This is a genomic window from Marinobacter sp. MA, assembly GCF_048298425.1.
Lineage (GTDB): Bacteria > Pseudomonadota > Gammaproteobacteria > Pseudomonadales > Oleiphilaceae > Marinobacter > Marinobacter salsuginis.
Genome location: NZ_CP103058.1, coordinates 3,166,411 through 3,185,704, shown reverse-complemented (window position 1 = coordinate 3,185,704; position 19,294 = coordinate 3,166,411). Strand labels below are relative to the sequence as shown.

The window sequence follows — 19,294 nt, the reverse complement described above, 5'->3', positions numbered from 1 at the left end:
ACTCGGGAGGCTTCCGTTGAGTGAACTTTTTAGCGGTAGTTGGACAGAATAGCGCCGACTTCCTCCGGTGCTTCCTGTTCCCACTCTTTCACCATGATGTCGCCGATTTTCTCCAGTTCGGCCATCAGTTCAGCAGAGGGCTCTGAAACGGTGATGCCATTTTCAGCCAGCGTGGCCGTGTCTTCCGCGGCGGTCTTGCGAACGCCTTCCCAGCCTTTCGCCTCGGCAGCGGCGGCTGCATCCAGGATGACCTGGCGCTGTTCATCGCTCAGGCGACGGAAAGCGCGCTTGTTAACAACGACGACGTTTTTGGGAATCCACGCCTTTATGTCGGTGTAATGGGAGAGGTAATCCCAGGCCTGGCCGTTGGCACCGGTTGACGGTGAGGTGATCATGGCGTCGATGATGCCGGTGCTGAAGGCTTGCGGAATCTCTGGAACCTGTACCGTTGTCGGAGTGGTGTTCATCAGGTCGGCGAGGCGCGAGGTCGAGGGGCTGTAAGCCCGCATCTTCAGCCCTTCGAGGTCTGCAAGTGTATTAACCGGCTTTTTGGTGTACAGGCTCTGGGCCGGCCAGGGCACGGTATACAGAAGGGTCATACCTTCCTTGTCCAGCTGCTTTTCGATCTGCGGCTTGGCGGCCTCCCAGAGTGTCTTGGCGTCTTCGAAGCTGGTTGCCAGGAACGGAATGTTGTCGTGTTTGAACACCGGGTGGGTGTTGCCCATGATGCCGATGAAGATTTCACCCAACTGCACCTGGCCGGTTCTCACGGCACGTGGAATTTCCGGGTGCTTTACCAGGGAAGCACCGGAATGAACGGTGATGGTGATGTCGCCATCGGTGCCATTTTTGATGTCCTCGGCAAAACCGTAGGCGATCTGGGTAGGCAGGTTGGCATCGCCATAGGGCGTTGGCATGTGCCATTGCTGGGCCTGAACGGATGAGGTCAGCAGCGCCCCGGTAACCAGGGTGGCTGTAGCGAGTTTTTTGAACATAACGAATCTCCCGTGTTTCTGCTTTTTTATCGTTTCAATTGAACAGCGGCTTCAGAGTACCGCCAGTTCTTCATTCAGCCGCTCGGTAAGCAGCATCTTTCCCGGTACATGGGTTATGGCGAACGGCAGGCGTGCATTCTCCAGAGCCAGTTGCGGAGTTACCCCGCAGGCCCAGAACAGCGGAAGCTCGCCCGGCCTGATCGTTACCGGATCTCCAAAATCAGGTGTGTTTACGTCCTGGATGCCAATGAGCGCCGGATCACCGATATGAACCGGTGCGCCGTGGGCCTTGGGCAGGCGTGTGGTAATCTGTATCGCGCGAATCGCATCCGTACCGTTGAACGGACGCATGGAGACCACCATGTTGCCACTGAACGGGCCTGCAGGCCGGGTAGCGATATTCGAACGGAACATGGAAACGTTCCGTGCCTCGTCCACGTTCCGCACCGAGAGACCGGCTCTGATCAGGGCATCTTCAAATGAGAACGAGCAACCCAAAACAAAGGTCACCAGGTCGTCCCTCCAAAGGCTTTTGAGGTCTGTGGCCGTCTCTGCTCGCTCGCCATTCCGGAATACCTGGTATTCGGGCACATCGGTTCTGATATCCAGATCATGCCCCAGATCGGGGAGGCTGGGATCACCGGGTTGAGACATGCCGATCAGGGGGCAGGCAACCGGGTTATTCTGACAGTATAGGAGAAAATCGCCGGCCCATTCGGACGGCAGGATAACGACATTACCCTGGAGCAGGCTGCTGGCCGTGCCGCTTGTGGTGCCGGTATGGGCTCCGGACCGGATACGGGCGCGCAACTCGGACGCCTGATCAAGCACGCTGTTTTTGAATTCGGAATACGCACCGGTGTGCATGTCGGTTACCCCTGATTGACATTGATTATTACAACTAAATTTCAGGGTATACCGGTTGGTGAAAAAGTCTAATTATCGTTTTTTACATCTTCCGATAACTTTTTGTGATGTGTGGTCCGGTCATACTCATCGGACACCATCACGCCAAGGTTGGCTGCAAGCTCCGCAATCGGGTTAAAAGGAGTGCCGGAATAAGATGCAGTGAAGGCAAGTTCTGAGGGCGTCCACGAGGTATTGAGCTGGATCAGGCGGCCGCTTTCCAGTTCATGTTTGATTACGCTCAGTGGCAGCGTGGAGATGCCAATGCCGTCCAGAGTCAGCTGCCGACAGGCTGCGAGCGAGCTTGACGAGTAGAAACGTGCGGGCAGTTCATCCAGCTCGCTGAATTTCTGGCTGATTTCCGCGAAGGGTTTGGTGTTTCGGGCGTAGGTAATGATAGGCCACTCTGCCAGCTCTTTGAGGTCCAGGAGCCTGTTCGGCAGATTCAACTCCGGGCTTGCCACCCAGATCAGCGGGAAGCTACAGAGTGCCCGGTTTTCGACTTTTGGCTCTGATACAGGGCCCATCAGAAAAGCAAGGTCAAGGCTCCGGTCCAGCAAACCGGACCGGAGGTTGCCGGAGACATCCACGGTGATTTCCACATCCAGGTTGGGTGCCGTTTCGTGCAGTTCCCGGAAAAAACGCGGTAGCCAGGAGTGCACAATGGTTTCCGAAACCCCGAGCCTGAGAATACCCGATAAAGAGGCTCCACGGTCTGCGCGCTTGCGCAGCTGCTGGGCCATAAAAACAATCTTCTCGGCATAGGGCAGGAGTTCCTGCCCCTTGCTCGTAAGTTTGCTGTGCCCGGATTCGCGTTCGAACAGCCGTACGCCAAGCTCGTCCTCAAGCGCGGCAATACGGTTGGAAATGGCCGGCTGGGTGGTGTGCTGGTGCTCGGCCGCCTTGCGAAAGCTGCCCAGCGTCGCAACCCAGATGAAGGTCTCCAGACGCTTGAAGTTCATTGATTAACGGACCTCTGAGGGGCCTACAGCGCGGCATAGCGCTCGTGAAGGATGCCAACCCTTTCTACGTAGGCCTTTGTTTCGGCATAGGGCGGTACGCCTTTGTATCGGCTCACAGCGCCGGGCCCCGCGTTGTAGGCGGCGGTGGCCAGCCGGATGTCGCCATTGAATCGGTCGAGCATCTTGGCCAGGTAATGGACGCCGCCACGGATATTCTCGGCAGCCGCCAACGCGTTCCGAACACCCAGCTCTTCGGCCGTGCCCGGCATCAACTGCATCAGGCCCTGGGCACCGACCGGGGACAGGGCTTTTTCATTGAATGCAGATTCGGCATGGATCACAGCGCGGACAAGAGCCGGATCAACTCCGTATTCCTGGGCTGCGGTCTGAATTTCTGAGCGGTACGGTTTGGTGAACAGTGGCGTTTTGCGCCAGTCGACGCTGGACTCCGGGTCGCAGGCGTAACAGTGAAAACGGATAACGTCGAACTCAGCCGCGGTTGGCTGGACGCTGCTGTAAGCAATCACGCCATTGTCATCGGTGTAGCGGTAGACGGTATCGTTACCGCTGGAGGCTCTGGGCTGGCCGGCATTTTTTACGTTGGTGAATTCGACGGTGCCATCGGGATGCACAATACGTTTGATGCCATCTGCCAGAGCGGATGCTGACAGAGCAAGCACCAAAGCTGCTATTGATGGGATCAGAAGTGATCTGCCGGTGGTCATTACTCACTCGCGAAAGATGCCGTCGGTGGCCGGCTTCAGGTATTCTCTGAAAACCGCCGTTGCCTGAATTATACGGGCTTGCGGGCCGGAATAAAGCGCGTGCTCTGTCGTAAAAATGTTACGTTCTGCCTTTATTGCCAGCCAGTTCTCATTCTCCGCAGAGGTCACACACAAGCATCATGGCTAACCCGACCGATACAGGAAACCTCGTTCTCATCGGTATGCCCGGTAGCGGCAAGAGCACAGTGGGTGTTCTGCTGGCCAAGCGTCTGGGTCTCGGGTTTGTCGATACCGATCTGCTGATCCAGGAAGAAGCCGGCCGTACCCTCCAGGCTATTGTAGACCAGGATGGCTACGAAGCCCTCCGGCGGATTGAAGAGCAGGTGCTTCTGAAGCTGGATGTGGAGCACAAGGTTATCAGCACCGGAGGCAGTGCGGTCTACAGTGCCCGAGCCATGGAACATCTCAAGGCCAACGGCACCATTGTGTTTCTTGATATCCCGCTCGAGCTGGTTGTTGAGCGAATAGGGGATCACAGCATGCGGGGTATTTCCCGTAGGCCGGATCAATCGCTGGATGCCTTGTTCGAAGAGCGGTTTGAATTGTATTCCCGATATGCGGATCTTACCGTGCAAGGCGAAGGCCTGAACCAGGATCAGGTGTGCGATGCGGTCGTCGAGGGCCTGCTTTCAGGCAAGCGGTGAGCCTCAGTATTAGGTTTAGTTAAGGTGCAATGGGCTTTACCTCGCTGCTACAGTCCGGAGATGAATTTGGAGGACTGAAAGATGAAAAACTGGATTTACGCGCTTGCGATTGCTTTTGCCGGCATGTTTTCGGCGGCGACTCTCGCCGAAACCTCATCGGGGGATTCTTCCGTGGAATCGCTTGAACAGGAAACCCGGGAGTTGGGCGAGGCGCTCCAGGAGTATGGTTCTGACCAGAAGGAGCAGGCCGAGGACTCGATCAATAGAACACTGTCTGCCCTGGACAAACGTATCCAGGAACTGGAACAACAGCTTTCCGAAAACTGGGACGATATGAGCGACACCGCTCGGGAACGGTCCCAGAAGAGTCTGGAGTCTCTGCGCGAACAGAGAGCGCGTGTGCAAAACTGGTACCAGGAACTGAAAGAGAGTTCTGCATCTGCCTGGGAGCGCGCTCGCAAGGGTTTCTCCGAGGCCTATGAAGCGCTTTCAGAGCAATGGAACAGCACCGAAAAGGAGCTGGATGAGGACACCGGAAAGCGCTCTGAAAGTATCTGATCCAGAAATACGTCGAGCATTTCACTTCCGTCCGCTCATTCAGTTTCCTCAGGAACTGGCTCGGGCGGAAGTCTCTTTCCCGCCAGATTCTCCATTAGCCGGCAGGTCACCAGATCTCCCGTCACGTTGATCGCGGTACGGCACATATCCAGAATTCGATCCACACCCATGATCAGCGCAATGCCGCTGGGCGGAATGCCTACGGTCTGGAGTACCATTGCAAGGATCACAATGCCTACCCCGGGCGTGGCGGGCGAGCCAATGGAGGCGCCCACGGCCATGGCAACCACAAGCGCCATGCTTCCCATACTCAGATCAATACCATAGACCTGTGCCAGAAAAATGGTAGCCACGGCCTGATAGAGTGCCGTGCCATTCATGTTGATGGTGGCACCCAGTGGAATCACGAACTGGGAAACTGAGGGCCGCACCCCCAGCTTGTCTTCGGCCGTTCTGATGGACAGGGGCATGACGGCCGCCGAGCTGGATGTGGAGAAGGCCAGCAAAAGCACATCCCGGGTGTCTTTCAGAAAGCGAACGGGGGATTGGCCGGCGAGAAGCTTCAGGATCAGCATGTAAACGCCTAGCAACACCAGCAAACCCACAATAACGGTTGCGACATAGGAAGCCATGCCCAGCATTGCCCGAAATCCTAGCGTGGTTGTCAGTTGGGCCATGAGGCCGAACACAGCAACCGGCGCCAGGCGCATTGCCCAGCGGACAACGGTCATGCAGATTTGCTGGAGGGAGTCGAGCAGGTCCAGCATGGGCCTGGATTTTTCCGGGGCCATGCTTACCAGGGCGATGCCGACAATGATCGAGAAGATCACCACCTGGAGCATCTGGCCCTCAACCATCGCGTCCAGGGGGTTGCCCGGTAACAGGCCGATCAGTGTCTTGGGCAGCTCGTCGACACCGGGCATGCTGGCAACCGGCGCACTGTCCTGAGGTGTTGCCGCCGGGGTGCCTAGGCCCGTCATCATCCTGCCCGGGTTGATCAGGTCACCGATCCAGAGCCCTATCGATGCCGCCATGGCCGTGGTGACTACGAAGAAACCGGTCACCCTCAGGCCGAGCTTGCGCAGCTGTTCCAGGTCCTCGCTGGCGGCGAGCCCGCGAACTACCGAGGCAATCACCAGGGGGATCACAATCATCTGGATCGTGGCGAGGAACAATTGCCCGGGGAAAGCCAGCCAGTTGCCAATCAAGGTGCCGGTGTCCGGTTCCACCAGTCCCACGGAGGGGCCGAGGAGCATGCCCGTGATCAAACCCAGGAACATGCCGATCAAAACCTTCAGCCATAGCTTTCCCTGCACCAGCCCCGAGAGGTAGCTGCTGAGGTGACGAAGTGGCCGCGGATAAAAATCGTTCGTCTGGCTTGGCATTACTCTGAACCATCCCTGTTTCTCTGGAACGCCATACAAGGATAGTCGATGCGTGCGAAAGTCTCGTGAGACAGATCAAGCCTGCATCAAGTCGATTTCTTCAGGAGTAAGAGGGCGGTATTTGCCGGGTGCCAGGGAATCGTCCAACCGGATCTTCCCCATTCGCTCCCGATGCAGCGCAGTTACGCGGTTACCGGCGGCATGAAACATCCGCTTTACCTGGTGGTAACGGCCTTCGTAGATGGTCACCCTGGCTTCGCAGGGGCTCAACAGGTCGAGTTGAGCGGGTGAGGTGGTGAGTTGCTCATACTCGAACCAGATCCCTTCCGCGAATCGTTGAGGCGTGTCCGGAGAAATCGGATACGCGGTGCAGACCCGATAGACTTTCGGGATCTTGATGCGCGGTTCGGTAAGTTGGCGAGACCAGCGGCCATCATTGGTGAGAATCAACAGCCCGGTGCTGGCCCGGTCTAGCCGTCCGGCAATGTGTAAATCTTCGCGCAGTTCCGGCGCTATCAGTTCCATCACGGTTGTGTGCGTGTGATCGAGGGTGGCGCTCAGGAAGCCCGCCGGCTTGTGCAGCATGAGGTAATGGCCGGGTTCCGCCTTCTGAACGATTTCGCCGTCGACCTTCACACTGGAAAAGCGGTCCACTTCGGCAGCAGGATCCCCGCAGGCAACGTCATTCACGGCAACCCGACCCGAGGCGATCAGGAGCCTGGCCTGACGACGACTGACGCCATTCTGGTTGCTGAGAATTCTCGAAAGCTTCATGGTGTGAATCGGCTATGCTGAAGGTAACCCCGACAATAATACGAGGAAATGCCATGCCATTCTCTGTTGATCATCTTGCCGAACTCAATCTGCTGGGCCAGTTTCCCTCTACTTCCACCCAGGAAGGCCTCAAGGTACATGCTCATTCGGCAGCCCCGGAGACGGTGAGGGCGGCCGAAAGCCTGCACGCCAAGGGGCTGATCAGCCAGAAAGACGGCGGTTATCTCACCCCACTGGGCGCAGAGGCAGTAGACCTGACTCAGAAGCTTCAGTCGATTCTCAGCAGCGGCTGAACCGGAGATGAGCCTGCCCGCACTTTGAGCCCGGGCGTCTTCACAGGGTAGGGTGTGGGCATGAGGAACTGGAAGAAATCGCCCTTCCTGTGGATGGGCGGCAGCATAGCCGGTGTCGGACTGATCGTCGGTCTGCTCTATGCGTTCGGGGTTCATCAGCAGGTGGTTGACCTGTTGCGCTGGTTCGATACCCAGGGCGCGTGGGCAGCTTTCCTGTTTATTGGCATCATGGTGCTTGCCATGGTGCTGCTATTGCCGGGTGTGCTGCTGACCACCGGTGCAGGTTTCGTGTTCGGTGTGCTGGAAGGCACCGCGTATGTGGTGGTGGGCACCACCCTGGGCTCGGCCATCGCCTTCCTGAGTGCCCGGCATTTTCTGGGCGAGCATGCCCGGGTCTATATTCACAGTCGCGCCCGGTTGTCTGTGGTGAGCAATGAAATGGCGCCCCATGGGTGGAAAATAGTGCTGCTCACCCGTCTGATTCCCTTCTTTCCGGGCAAGCTGTCCAATTTTCTGTTCGGTCTTACCAACTTCTCCTTCGGCGGGTTTGTTGCCGGCACCTTTCTGGGCGTGATTCCCTTTTCCTTGCACAACGTGTACCTGGGTTCGCTTGCCGCCGACCTATCTACGCTGGGGGTGCGGGAAACCGGCCGTACGCCCCTGGAGTGGGCCATTTACGGTGCCGGTTTCGTAGGCACGGTATTGGCTGTGGTGTTTCTCAATCGTCTCGCGCGCCGGGCCCTGGCCCGTTACAAAGTTGAAACCGAACCAAAGGAACAGGAGGCAAACGAATGAGCTGGATGAACTGGCTGCCCTGGCGTTATGTGGTTAAGCGTGTGGCCCATCGTCATGGTTTTCTGGATCCGATCGCGCTGCTTGGTAAGCTGCACAGTTTTGCCCAGCCATCGGAAGTCGGTGAGCCCATCGAGCTGCTTCGAGCCGGCGTGGTGTTCCACGCTCGGGGGCTGATCAACAGCCGTGTTATCCAGCACAACCTGGACTGGGTCTGGCCCTACTGGGTAGAGCGCCAGTTTGACCCTATGGATCCGTCCTTCATTCCCCGCGCATTTTCGATCACCCATATCAATCTCAGTAACCGCAACTGGACGGCGATCGGCCAGCCGGATGTCGATGAATTGCCGGTTGTGGATCCCCGTGGATTGCTGACGCCGTTCCACGACGGCTGGTCACTGGATGCCTGGGTCCTGGCGGACGACGGCCGATGTCTTTTACCTTCTCGAAGCAAGGCGGCCCGGCAGCGCCAGGAATTCGAGGATGGCCCCTGTGTCGTGACCGAATCCGAATTGAACGGTCTGAGCCTGACCAGTCGTTCCCGGGTGGTGGTGGAAAAGGGCCGGCCGGTGTGTGAGATGGTCCTGAAGGCGCGGTCAGAGACATCCGGGTCACTGGTGCTTTCGCTGCGTCCGGCCAACCCCGAGGGGATCAGTTTCATCAATCGGATTGGCCTGTCAGAGCAACGTGATGCATGGAGCGTGGATGGCCGGCAGGCGGTGTTTTTCAGTCGACCCGCGGAAAGCCATCACGTGTCAGACTATCGCCAGGGCGATGTTCGGATTCACCTGCAGGATAAGGAAGACCAGAGCCGGGGCGAATGCGATGTCGGAATGGTGACAGCGGCGGCTCTGTTCGGACTTCAGGCCGGGGAAGAGTCGGAACTGACGGTAAGGATTCCGCTGAAGGATGAGTCGGCGCCGACCATCCGCTCGGATGGCTGGGACAGCGCGATTGGGGAGTATGCCCGGCTGGAGTGTCCGGACGAGAACTGGCAGTTTCTCTACCAGGCGGCTCTTCACTCACTGGTGCTTCATTCTCCCGAAGATGTTTACCCCGGGCCCTACACCTACAAACGGTTCTGGTTTCGCGATGCCGCCTTCATCATCCACGCCTTGCTATGCGCAGGTCTGACCGACCGGGCCGAGCGAGCGCTTTACCAGTTTCCGGCACGACAACTCAAAAGCGGCTATTTCCGCTCTCAGGAAGGGGAGTGGGACGCCAACGGTGAGGTGCTCTGGATTCTCAGACGGTTCCATGAACTGACCGGTCGGCCGCTGCACCATGAATGGCAGGAGCCCGTGCGCAAGGGCGCTCGCTGGATCGAGAACAAACGTCTCAGCGACACGATTGATGAGCCCCATGCCGGTCTGCTGCCCGCCGGATTCAGTGCCGAGCACCTGGGGCCCAATGATTATTACTACTGGGACGATTTCTGGGGCATTGCCGGCCTCAAGGCGGCCGAAGCAATGCTTGCCCCGATTGACCGGGAAACCAGCGAGCATTTTGGTGCCGGTGCCCGTGAGTTCAGCCAGACCGTGGACCGCAGCCTGGCAACCTGCGAGCGGCGACTCAAGCGACCGGGAATGCCAGCCTCGCCCTATCGTCGCCTGGATGCCGGCGCCATCGGCTCTCTGGCGATGGGATATCCCACGCAATTGTGTGAACCGGATGATCCCAGATTGCTCGACTGCGTCGAGTTTCTGCTCGAAAAATGCTTTGTGAAAGGCGCCTTCTATCAGGACATGATTCATTCGGGCCTGAACGCCTACCTGACCCTGCATGTGGCGCAGGTGCTGCTGCGCGCGGGTGATCCGCGGTTCCTGGAGTTGGTGGATGCGGTGGCCGGGCTGGCCTCACCAACGGGACAGTGGCCGGAAGCGATCCATCCTGCGACCGGCGGCGGCTGCATGGGCGACGGCCATCACGTCTGGGCGTCCGCAGAGTGGGTGTTGATGGTGCGTAACTGCTTTGTCCGGGAGGAAGGTGACCGCCTCATTCTCGGGGCCGGTATTCCTCCGCGCTGGCTGGCTCAGGAAAAGCCAATCCGGTTTGGCCCCGCACCAACCAGTTTCGGCACCATATCCATCACCATTACGTCAAGGCCCGGTGCCTCGCCCGATGTGTCCTGGGAGGGCCGCTGGCATGACTCGGAACCTGAGATCGAGGTAAGGCTGCCGGACGCGAAAGACTGACGAACTGTACTGGTCGCGAAACCGGATTTCTGTATCTGTTTTGTTTGCCTGCTAACTTATAAAGTAGAAGGCCTATAAATACATCGAATCCGGTTGAGGTTCATGCGCTCACTGTTCTTCTCGTTTTTCGTGCCCGCACTGTTTGTCTGGTTGTGGAGTACCGGTTTTATCGGCGCCAAGTACGGCCTGCCGTTTGCGGAGCCGTTTACGCTTCTGCTGATCCGCATGTTGCTGACGCTGGTGGTACTCGGGGCGCTGGCGTGGGTTATGAAAACCCGTTGGCCGGGCTGGCGGGGAGCCGGGCATCTTGCGGTCACCGGGATGCTGGTGCATGGCTGCTACCTCGGCGGGGTCTACTACGCGATCCAGGACGGTATGGCGTCCGGGATTGTATCGTTGATCGTTGGTTTGCAACCGCTGGTGACGGCGGCGGCTGCCGTCGTGATTCTCAAGGAGTCCGTGAGTGTCCGGCAGTGGGTCGGCCTGACCCTGGGGCTGGTCGGCGTTGCCCTTGTGCTGTTGGAAAAATTTGGCGTCAACGGTTCAGACTCGTTGTATTCCCCCTGGAGTCTGCTTTGGGCCGTTTTTGCGCTTGCCGGTATATCCATGGGGACCGTCTATCAGAAGCGGTATGGCACCAATGCGGATCTGGTGGCGGGCACCCTGATCCAGTTTGCGGCAGCGGCCGTCCTGTTTGCCATTGGAGCCTTTGCCCTCGAAACCCGGGAAGTCGAGTGGAGCCTGCAGCTGCAGCTTTCCATGGCCTGGCTTGTCATCGGTTTGTCCACCGGTGCCGTTCTTCTGTTGATGTGGCTGATCCGCCAGGGCGCAGCTTCCCAGGTCGCCAGCCTTTTCTATCTAGTGCCACCGGTTACCGCGCTTGAGGCCTATCTGCTGTTCGATGAGCGTCTGGGCGGGCTCGCCATGACGGGCGGCCTGATCGCCATCGTCGGCGTGGCATTGGTAGTCACCCAGAAAAAACCGGCTTAGCCAATGTTCCCAGGGGTGATCGACACATGACGGAAGTGACCAAAGGCGTCTGGTATGGATTGGGCGCCTACACCATCTGGGGCTGTTTTCCTCTGTTCTTTGCCCTGTTCGAGGGCGTGCCTGCCTTCGAGATTCTGATTCACCGGATCATCTGGTCCTGCGTTTTTCTGGCCGTGGTTATCAGTGGCCTGCGTCGCTGGCCGGCGGTTAAAGCCGCATTGGCGAATCCCACCCAGCTATGGCGGGTGCTGGCCTGTGCCGTGCTCATTGCCGCCAACTGGGGCATCTACATTTATTCCGTGGAAACCCGCCATGTTCTCCAGGCCAGTCTGGGTTATTTCCTGACGCCGCTGGTGAATGTGGCGCTCGGTATGCTGGTGCTTCGTGAGCGTATGGGGCCATGGCAGATGGCGGCCGTTGTGCTTGCCGGCGTCGGAATTCTGATCCAGTTGGTGATACTCGGTGAGCTGCCCTGGATTTCTCTGGCTCTGGCGATCAGTTTTGGCACCTATGGCCTGGTTCGAAAGCAGGTGATGCTGGATGGATTATCCGGATTGTTTGTCGAAACCATGTTGCTGCTGCCGGTTGGCCTGCTGACCTTTGGCTGGCTTGCCAGGGAGGGCATGTCCCACTTCGGAGATAGCGCTTATATAGGCGCGCTGTTGATGGCCAGCGGTATTGTGACTGCCATCCCGTTGTTGCTGTTTGCCGGTGCTGCCCGACGTCTGCGGCTGGCGACCGTCGGTTTTCTGATGTACATAAACCCGACCCTGCAGTTCTTCATTGCCCTGCTGGTTTTCGGCGAGCCACTGAGTGACGTTCAGTTGATCAGTTTCGTGGTGATCTGGATCGCACTGGGCCTGTACAGCTGGTCGTCCTGGCATTACCGGCCGCGGGTGCCGGTTGGCCAGGACTGACATCGCCACCGTCAGGCCTGCATTTGTCAGGACAGGGTAGCGAGCAGACCGTTGATCGCCTGGGCGAAGGCCACGGGTGAATCCTCCTGGAGAAAATGGCCGCCTTTGAGGGTCACGTGGGGTTGGTCCTTGGCGCCCGGGATCCGCTTCTGCATATACGCATCGCCGCCCCGGGTTATCGGATCGCCGTTGCTGAAGGTGGTCAGGAAGGGCTTTTCCCAGCGCTCAAGCACCTTCCAGGCGTTGCGGTTGGCCTCGCTGGCGGGGTCGTTGGGGTGCATCGGTACCAGTCGGGGAAAGGCCCGGGCGCCGGCTTTGTATTTCTTGCCCGGGAAGGGGGCATCATAGGCGCGCATTTCATCGGGGCCCAGCTTGCGGAAGGAGCCGGTGTTTATGATCCGTGCGATGGGGAACCACGGGCTGTGCAGGGCGAAGTTCTTCCATATTTTGAACGCTGGCGGCGCTTTCTGGTCGCCGGTAGGCAGCATGCCGTTGCCGACCACGATGGCCCGGAACCGGTCGGGATTCTCTGCGGCCAGCCGCAGCCCTAACAGAGACCCCCAGTCCTGGCAGACCAGGGTGATGTTGTTCAGGTTCAGTTGGTCCAGGAACGACTGCATCCAGTCCATGTGTTGCTGGTAGGAATAGTCGTCGATCGCCGTCGGTTTGTCGGATTTGCCGAAACCGATCAGGTCCGGTGCGATAACCCGGTGTCCGGCCGCCGCGCAGATCGGAATCATGTGACGGTAGAGGTAGGACCAGGAAGGTTCCCCATGCATCATCAGAATCGGGCTTGCGTCTGAGGGACCTTCATCCAGGTAGTGCATTCGCAGACCGCCCACCTCCAGGTAGTGGGGCTCAAAGGGATAGTCCAGCAGTCTTTCAAAGCGTTTCTCCGGGGTTCTGACAAAATCCATCGCGCTTGCCTTGTTGTTCATTATTGTGAGGGAATGGTCGAAAGGATTGTGCTGGAGCAGGGGAGCAGAGACAAGCGCCATGGCTTATTCGCTGATTTGCAATTCCAGAGCGGGTGATGGTGAGCGAGGCCGGGACTTCTGGCTGGAACACCTGGCATCCGCGGGTATCCGGGATCTTCACTGCCATGACTTTGAAGAGGCTGACTGGTCCGAGAATCTGGGTGACCGGGATACCGTTATCGTTGCAGGGGGTGATGGCTCAGTGAACCGTGCGGCTGCCGTCTGCCGGGCGACAGGTGCCACGCTGGCCATTCTGCCCTCTGGAACCGCCAACGACTTTGCGCGGAATCTCGGCCTTCCTGACCAGCCGCAAGCCCTGTGCGAGCTGATTGCCAGCGGCATCACGCAAACGGTCGACGTTGCAGACTATGGCGATGGCATCTTCCTGAATGTAGCCCATATCGGCATGGGGACCTTGCCTGCGAGGGAGTCCCGTGGTGCTGAGAAAAAAATCCTCGGGCGTTTCAGTTACGGTGTGGAATTGCTGCGTCGGTTAAACGCAAAACGAGGTTTCCGGGCAAACATCCGATGCGACCGGGGTGTGGTCAAGGGACGGTGGCTTTCCATTGCCGTGGCCAGCGGCGCTTTTTTCGGGGGCGGCAACGAAATTCCCGACGCGTCGGCCAGCGATGGTCAGCTGGATATCATCGCCATCCGGCCACGACCAATTCTTCAGCTTCTGTTCACGTTTCTGATGGTCCGCCTCAACAGGCAGGCTCCGCAACGCACCAGCACCCTGGTCCATATCAAAAGCCAGCGCTGTCTGGTGCATACCGGCAAACCGAAAACGGTGACGGCCGATGGTGATGTGGTCTCCCGGACCCCTCTCAACGTAGTGTGTAAGCAGAGCAGCCTGCGTGTGATCGGGTCGAAGGTCGTCAGCACCGCTGCCAACACTGAAGACCGATTAGGTATGCCCGGCACTGCATGAAGGGTTGATAAAAGGTGGCGGGCTTTCAGATACGTTTTGTCACTGACTTTTCCCGCAGGAAACGCAATCATGGGCTTTGCTGGCATAATCAACCACAATGGCTGACATTAAATGCCAGAGTGTCGCTTTTGCAATCATATTTCTGATTTCTGGCCACCCGTTGCGGCCGCCTGACTCCCGTTCCAGCTGAATCGTCGAAAAGGACTAGAGAATGCCCACAGAAACTGCATCGCTCTCCTCGAAGGTAATCAAAGGCATAAAAACCGGCATCATCGCGCTAACGCTGTCTGCCGTCGGTCAACCGCTCCTTGCAGCCGAGCGTCTGTATATCTTTACCGAAAACTACCCTCCCTATAACGCCTCTGAAACCGGAAAAGGCTTTGCCCATAACGAAGAGGACATTACCGGCATTTGCACGGATATGGTGAAAGCCATGCTTTCCCGGGTCGACTACGACTATGTCATGAAGATGCGGGACTGGAGCTACGCCTATAACTGGGTTCAGGACAGGGAAAATCATGGACTTTTCTGCACCGCACGAACCGACGAGCGGGAAGACCAGTTTCAATGGGTGGGACCCCTGGCATCCATCAAGTGGACACTCTTTGCTGCACCGGATTCCGACATCACACTGGATTCCCTGGAAGATGCCAAAGACCTGAGAATCGCTGGCTACAAGGGCGATGTGATGTCCGAGTACCTGGTCGATCAGGGTTTCAACGTAATCATGGGTATTTCCGGGGACGTGAATACCCGTCGTCTCACCCTGGGCCAGGCGGATCTCTGGGTAACCGATGGTCTGGTTGGTCCTCTGGTGGCGGAAGAGGAGCACGGGATTACCGGGCTGAAGCCCGTGCTGGTGTTCCGGGAAACGCCCATGTATCTGGCATTCAGCAACAATACCGATCCGGCGGTGATCGAAGATCTTCAACGGGCTCTGGATCAGGCCCGTGAAGCCGGAGAGATCGCCCGCATTGCGTCCAGCTACGAGTAAGGCTTCCGCTATCAGAGCTCGGATAAGTGGTATTCGCTATGATTGAAAGCCGTGGGTGAGCAAAAAATGATCTACACTCCCGGATAGAGCGTTGCAAATGGCAGGTATGACTATCGCCTGCCCGCTCATCGACCGAACGGGAGGATGGACTATGGAAGATCCGAAGACGGTTATTAAGTATGAGCCGCGCAAGAGTCTGATCATTCTCTTTTTGTCAGCTCTGTACAGCATCATCATCGGAACTGTGGTGCTGATCGGGCTGGGCAGCGGAGACACCCAGATGGCCGAGGGAGCAGGCTGGGTAATGATCGTGTGTGGTGTGGCCAGTCTTGTCTATTACTTTCTGGCCCGCAAACAGACTCCCCCGCTCAAATAGCCCTCAATTCTCAGAACCAGAGCCCGATCTGCGGATCGGGCTCTTTACGTTCGATCATCAGGCCTTTCTGTTCGAGCAGGCCGATGAGCTTCTCGGTGTCTTCAATGTTCAGGAAGCCGCCAATTGATACTTCTGTATCCCGATGGGTCAGTGACAGTTTGGCCGGCGTGAACGGATGCGGCGGTGATTGGATCCGAAGCCGTGCATAGCGGGTGGGGAGCGTCCATTCTGCCTGCTTGCGTTTTCTGCCCTTCTCCAGATGAATGTCGTCACGGCTAATGGAGAGAACCTCCTGCCGCTGGCATGCCCGGGATGTGAGGTAGATGCCGCAGGCAAGCGCGACAAGTTCCAGCCCGGCAAACGGGATGATTACCCAGGCGCCTATGAGCGTGAATCCCGTGGCTATGAGGGCTGAAAGCACGAACAGGGCGGCCCAGATTCTGACATTGCCATGCCAGCTCAGGGAGCGGTTGGGGGTGAGAATTAGCCGGAAGCCGTCCGGATGTGGCAAGCGTTCCACCATGGAATCTGCCTCAGTATTAACGCGCCGCTTGACTTGATGATAGTCAATTATACGGTGAGCGCGACCTGATCAGATCTGGCAGTTGGCCGGCGGAACGGTTTCGAAAACAGAGCGGGCAGCCGCCAATTGATTCTGCAGCGAGGCAATGCGGGTATCGTGATTCGGGTGGGTGGAAAGAAATTCCAGCGGTTGTGCGCCTGAAGCCCGCGCCATATTCTGCCAGAGGCGAACACTCTGGTCCGGTTCGAAGCCGGCTCGGGCCATGATTTCCAGACCCATCAGATCCGCCTCCTCCTCATGGGCACGGCTGAACGGCAGGGTGATGCCCAGTTGGGCACCGATGCCGAGGGCCTGCTGAATCTGGTCCTCTGCAATTTCGCTCTCGGTGAACAGGCCGATCAGCAGCATGCCGGCTTGCAGACCCAGTTCCTGGGTCAGCCGTTCATTGCCATGATCGGCAAGAACGTGAGCAATTTCGTGGCCAACGACCGTGGCCAGTTGCGCCTGATTCTCCGCGATCTCCAGAAGGCCTGAATGCACGCCGATTTTCCCTCCGGGCAGGGCGAAAGCATTGGGCGTGGGGTTTTCGAAGACGGCTACCTCCCAGGATTGGGGCATAGGAGCTTCCGGATACTCCGTCTGGGCGGCGACCACCAGGGCTTCCGTGATGCATTGGACGAGCCGGTTGACATCAGGCCGTGTGATCAAGGCGTTCTGCTGTTTCATCTGCTCGAAATTCTGCTGCCCCATGTCCGCCAGAACAGCGTCGGGAACCAGGGCCAGCCGGTTCCGACCGGTGGGGGATTCCTGACAGCCGGTCAGGAATATGAGTGCTGCAAGACTGAGAATCAGCGCCTTCAATCAGAACTCCGTTGTTACTCGTGAAGAAGGGGGCGGGGCACAGTATCGCCGCTCCGGGCGGCCGACAGTACCATAGGTCACTTCGGCGGACAGCTCTTCGGTACCCACCAGATATTCCAGGTAACGACGCGCAGTTGTTCGGGAGGCGCCGATGGCTGCTCCGACTTCCTCGGCACTCAGGTGGTGACCGCTCGCCATCACCGCCCGGATCTTGTCCAGGGTCAGTCCATCAATCCCCTTGGGCAATCGCTGATCCATACTCTGGACAGTTTCGTTGGACGTTCTTGGCAGCAGGGCGTCTACCTCCTTCTGCGCGACATGATGCAGTGAAGACAAGCGCGCCATGTGCTCACGGTAGCGGTTCACGGCCTCCTGCAAGCGCTCGAATACCAGCGGCTTCAGGATATAGTCGAAAACGCCACCTCGCAAAGCGCTGCGCAGGGTTTCGACCTCCTTGGCGGCGGTAATCAGGATGACATCGCTACCGCTGTCTTCAGCCCTCAGTTCCCGAAGCAGTTCAAGACCATTGCCATCGGGAAAGTAAACGTCAAGCAAAATCAGGTCGGGTGCCAGTATTTCAATCTGGTCCCGGGCATCGGCAAGCGTATGGGCGATGCCGCAGAGCTCAACGTCTTCCAGCCGCTCAACAAAGCGTCGCTGTATTTCGGCTATTTTCCGGTCATCCTCAACAATCAGCAGACGAATGGTGGTCAATGTTCGAACCTCCGCTCGGGCCTCTTCGGTAAGTATAGGGTAAAGCGACTGCCGCCTTCCGGGATGTTATCGACGGTTACCGAGCCGCCCCAATAAACAAGAAACTGTTGCACCAGATGCAGGCCATAGCCGCGGGCTTCCCCTTCCTTGCTGCTGACCCCTTTCTCGAAAATCCGCTGTCGTTCAGACTCCGGGATACCGGGTCCCTGATCCTGGACTTCGAAAATCAGCTCCTGGCCGAGATCGGTCATCGAGAGTTGTACTCGCCCACTTGCACCTGCCTCCAGGCGTGTAGCGTCCAGGGCATTATCGATGAGGTTACCAAGTACGCTGACGAGCTGATCCCGGGGCAGGGCGGCAGGCAAATCTGCCATCTGACTGTCGGGATCGATATCCAGTCTTAATCCCATTTCCCGGGCGCGATTGTATTTTCCGAGCAGGCAACCGGCGATGACCGGGTCAGGCACGGCCTCCAGCAGCAGGTGAATAAGCGCCTGATGGTCACTCACTTCACTGCCAATCAGGTTCAAGGCTTCTTCGGTAGCCCCGATCTGGATAAGCCCGGCAATGGTGTGGAGTTTGTTCGAATATTCGTGGGTCTGGCTGCGCAGGGTATCCGCATATTGCTGAATCCGCGTCAGTTGTCGGCTTACCTGATCCAGTTCATTGCGCAGCCGGAAGCTGGCAACGACGCCAATGATTTCGTCGCCCTGCCGCACGGGCAATCGGTTAACTACCATCTGGCGTCCACGCAGCCAGATCTCCCGGTCGAAATCGGGGTGGCCGGATTCCAGTACCGACATCAGGCTGCTTTCCGGCAGAACCTCCAGAATCGGGCGGCCGGCAAGAGGATTGTTGGTTGGCAAATCCAGTGTTTCATAGGCTGCACGGTTTGCTGTGGTGATGATGCCGTCCCGGTTAACGGCAATGATTCCCTCCCGCACGGACTGGAGGGTTGCCTCCCGTTCCCGGAACAGCCGGGCGATTTCCTCCGGCTCCAGCCCGAAGATGGCTTCCTTGAATCGGCCGGCGATGACAATGGCTGACAGGATAGTGACCAACAGCATCAGCCCTACCACGCCATAGAGGACAAAGTTGTATCGCTGAATCGTGGTTTCGACCTGCTCAAGGCTGTATCCGACCGAGACGATACCTACGATCTCACCGGTTTCCGGAACGGTGATGGGGGCTTTGCCTCGCATGGATTCGCCGAGGCTGCCCCTGGCAAGGGCGACATAGGCATTGCCTTCCACAAGGGCCTTGCGGCCAAAATCGCCATCATCATCACCCATTGAGTGGCCAATGCGGGTGGGGTCGGGGTGGGCCAGACGTACAGCGTTGTGATCGCCAATCACGATGAACAAAGCCTCGTTGGTATCGGTCAATCGTGTGGCAAGTCGGTTCAGGCCCTCTACGTCACGGGCGCGAACGCCATCAATCACGGCGGGAGTGGCGGCTACGGTTTTTGCCACCATCAGCGCCCGCTGGCCGATCTCGTCGTACAGGGAATCGCTCAGGTAATAGCCGGCAAAGCCACCGATGAGCATGGTCTGAAGCGCGCCCAGCAGACCCAGCGTGAGGATCATTCGGGTTTTGAGTTTGGTTTTTCGTAGCACGGATCGTTCATGGCTTGTTGTCGTTTGGTTCTCAGGGTACTGCATGATCGCCCGGGTTGCCCGTGATCAATATGAACAAAATGCCCGTTAAGCCCTTTAAAGGCGT

21 protein-coding genes are annotated in these 19,294 nt (G+C 58.0%); 10 read left to right on the top strand and 11 right to left on the bottom strand.

The annotated features are described in order from the left end of the window. Positions 1-29: 29 nt before the first annotated feature. The 4 genes from NUW46_RS14730 to NUW46_RS14715 all read right to left on the bottom strand — a co-directional run bounded on the left by NUW46_RS14730 (position 30) and on the right by NUW46_RS14715 (position 3,588). On the bottom strand, positions 30-995 hold the full coding sequence (locus tag NUW46_RS14730; RefSeq protein ID WP_136631434.1) for a TRAP transporter substrate-binding protein: 966 nt from the start codon (positions 993-995) through the stop codon (positions 30-32). Between the two features lie 51 nt (positions 996-1,046). Further along, entirely contained in the window at positions 1,047-1,862 is an 816-nt protein-coding gene (locus NUW46_RS14725) for a putative hydro-lyase (RefSeq protein ID WP_305965971.1), read from the bottom strand. A gap of 68 nt (positions 1,863-1,930) precedes the next feature. Beyond that, positions 1,931-2,863, bottom strand: a complete 933-nt coding sequence (locus tag NUW46_RS14720) for a LysR family transcriptional regulator (RefSeq protein WP_136631432.1) — start codon at positions 2,861-2,863, stop codon at positions 1,931-1,933. 23 nt (positions 2,864-2,886) lie between these two features. Continuing rightward, positions 2,887-3,588, bottom strand: coding sequence for a lytic transglycosylase domain-containing protein (locus tag NUW46_RS14715; protein ID WP_069182890.1), 702 nt, complete (start codon positions 3,586-3,588; stop codon positions 2,887-2,889). A gap of 179 nt (positions 3,589-3,767) precedes the next feature. Here NUW46_RS14715 and NUW46_RS14710 point away from each other — a divergent pair, with 179 nt between their 5' ends. Beyond that, positions 3,768-4,292 (top strand): shikimate kinase, encoded by a 525-nt coding sequence (locus NUW46_RS14710; RefSeq protein ID WP_291906186.1) that lies wholly within the window; start codon positions 3,768-3,770, stop codon positions 4,290-4,292. Between the two features lie 81 nt (positions 4,293-4,373). Next, on the top strand, positions 4,374-4,850 hold the full coding sequence (locus NUW46_RS14705; protein WP_136631430.1) for a hypothetical protein: 477 nt from the start codon (positions 4,374-4,376) through the stop codon (positions 4,848-4,850). A 35-nt stretch (positions 4,851-4,885) separates the two neighbouring features. On the opposite strand, the gene NUW46_RS14700 is transcribed toward NUW46_RS14705, so the two are convergent. Then, positions 4,886-6,235 carry a dicarboxylate/amino acid:cation symporter gene (locus NUW46_RS14700; protein ID WP_418140484.1) on the bottom strand — a complete coding sequence of 450 codons (1,350 nt, stop codon included), beginning with the start codon at positions 6,233-6,235 and terminating at the stop codon, positions 4,886-4,888. Between the two features lie 75 nt (positions 6,236-6,310). Next, the gene (locus NUW46_RS14695) at positions 6,311-7,009 is read right to left on the bottom strand and encodes a pseudouridine synthase (protein ID WP_418140483.1); all 699 of its coding nucleotides are present in this window, start codon (positions 7,007-7,009) and stop codon (positions 6,311-6,313) included. A gap of 53 nt (positions 7,010-7,062) precedes the next feature. On the opposite strand from NUW46_RS14695, the gene NUW46_RS14690 reads away from it, so the two are divergent. From NUW46_RS14690 to rarD, 5 genes are all read left to right on the top strand, one after another. Further along, the gene (locus NUW46_RS14690) at positions 7,063-7,302 is read left to right on the top strand and encodes a TIGR02647 family protein (RefSeq protein WP_222465091.1); all 240 of its coding nucleotides are present in this window, start codon (positions 7,063-7,065) and stop codon (positions 7,300-7,302) included. 60 nt (positions 7,303-7,362) lie between these two features. Continuing rightward, positions 7,363-8,097, top strand: coding sequence for a TVP38/TMEM64 family protein (locus NUW46_RS14685; protein WP_418140482.1), 735 nt, complete (start codon positions 7,363-7,365; stop codon positions 8,095-8,097). Further along, positions 8,094-10,289 carry a hypothetical protein gene (locus NUW46_RS14680; protein WP_418140481.1) on the top strand — a complete coding sequence of 732 codons (2,196 nt, stop codon included), beginning with the start codon at positions 8,094-8,096 and terminating at the stop codon, positions 10,287-10,289. The genes NUW46_RS14685 and NUW46_RS14680 overlap by 4 nt, the downstream gene beginning before the upstream one ends. A gap of 102 nt (positions 10,290-10,391) precedes the next feature. Beyond that, complete coding sequence (locus tag NUW46_RS14675; protein ID WP_136631426.1) at positions 10,392-11,279, top strand: DMT family transporter; 888 nt, start codon at positions 10,392-10,394, stop codon at positions 11,277-11,279. A 26-nt stretch (positions 11,280-11,305) separates the two neighbouring features. Further along, a complete protein-coding gene (gene rarD, locus NUW46_RS14670) occupies positions 11,306-12,196 on the top strand; it encodes an EamA family transporter RarD (RefSeq protein ID WP_222465088.1) in 891 nt (296 codons plus the stop codon). 26 nt (positions 12,197-12,222) lie between these two features. Here the strand turns inward: rarD and NUW46_RS14665 are convergent, their stop codons facing one another. Continuing rightward, positions 12,223-13,113 carry a haloalkane dehalogenase gene (locus tag NUW46_RS14665; protein ID WP_418140480.1) on the bottom strand — a complete coding sequence of 297 codons (891 nt, stop codon included), beginning with the start codon at positions 13,111-13,113 and terminating at the stop codon, positions 12,223-12,225. Positions 13,114-13,192: 79 nt separating this feature from the next. Between NUW46_RS14665 and NUW46_RS14660 the strand changes: the two genes are divergently transcribed. The 3 genes from NUW46_RS14660 (at position 13,193) to NUW46_RS14650 (ending at position 15,474) form a co-directional block, all read left to right on the top strand. Then, positions 13,193-14,104, top strand: coding sequence for a diacylglycerol/lipid kinase family protein (locus tag NUW46_RS14660; RefSeq protein WP_418140479.1), 912 nt, complete (start codon positions 13,193-13,195; stop codon positions 14,102-14,104). Between the two features lie 211 nt (positions 14,105-14,315). After that, positions 14,316-15,098 carry a substrate-binding periplasmic protein gene (locus tag NUW46_RS14655; RefSeq protein WP_136631422.1) on the top strand — a complete coding sequence of 261 codons (783 nt, stop codon included), beginning with the start codon at positions 14,316-14,318 and terminating at the stop codon, positions 15,096-15,098. A gap of 151 nt (positions 15,099-15,249) precedes the next feature. After that, positions 15,250-15,474, top strand: coding sequence for a hypothetical protein (locus NUW46_RS14650; RefSeq protein ID WP_305965980.1), 225 nt, complete (start codon positions 15,250-15,252; stop codon positions 15,472-15,474). A 10-nt stretch (positions 15,475-15,484) separates the two neighbouring features. Here the strand turns inward: NUW46_RS14650 and NUW46_RS14645 are convergent, their stop codons facing one another. The 4 genes from NUW46_RS14645 to NUW46_RS14630 all read right to left on the bottom strand — a co-directional run bounded on the left by NUW46_RS14645 (position 15,485) and on the right by NUW46_RS14630 (position 19,233). Next, the gene (locus NUW46_RS14645) at positions 15,485-15,997 is read right to left on the bottom strand and encodes a DUF2244 domain-containing protein (RefSeq protein ID WP_222465083.1); all 513 of its coding nucleotides are present in this window, start codon (positions 15,995-15,997) and stop codon (positions 15,485-15,487) included. Between the two features lie 69 nt (positions 15,998-16,066). Continuing rightward, positions 16,067-16,858 (bottom strand): M48 family metallopeptidase, encoded by a 792-nt coding sequence (locus NUW46_RS14640; RefSeq protein WP_209400665.1) that lies wholly within the window; start codon positions 16,856-16,858, stop codon positions 16,067-16,069. After that, entirely contained in the window at positions 16,859-17,572 is a 714-nt protein-coding gene (locus tag NUW46_RS14635) for a response regulator (RefSeq protein WP_069182904.1), read from the bottom strand. Next, complete coding sequence (locus NUW46_RS14630; protein WP_418140478.1) at positions 17,569-19,233, bottom strand: ATP-binding protein; 1,665 nt, start codon at positions 19,231-19,233, stop codon at positions 17,569-17,571. Before NUW46_RS14630 ends, NUW46_RS14635 begins: the two co-directional genes overlap by 4 nt. Positions 19,234-19,294: the final 61 nt, after the last annotated feature.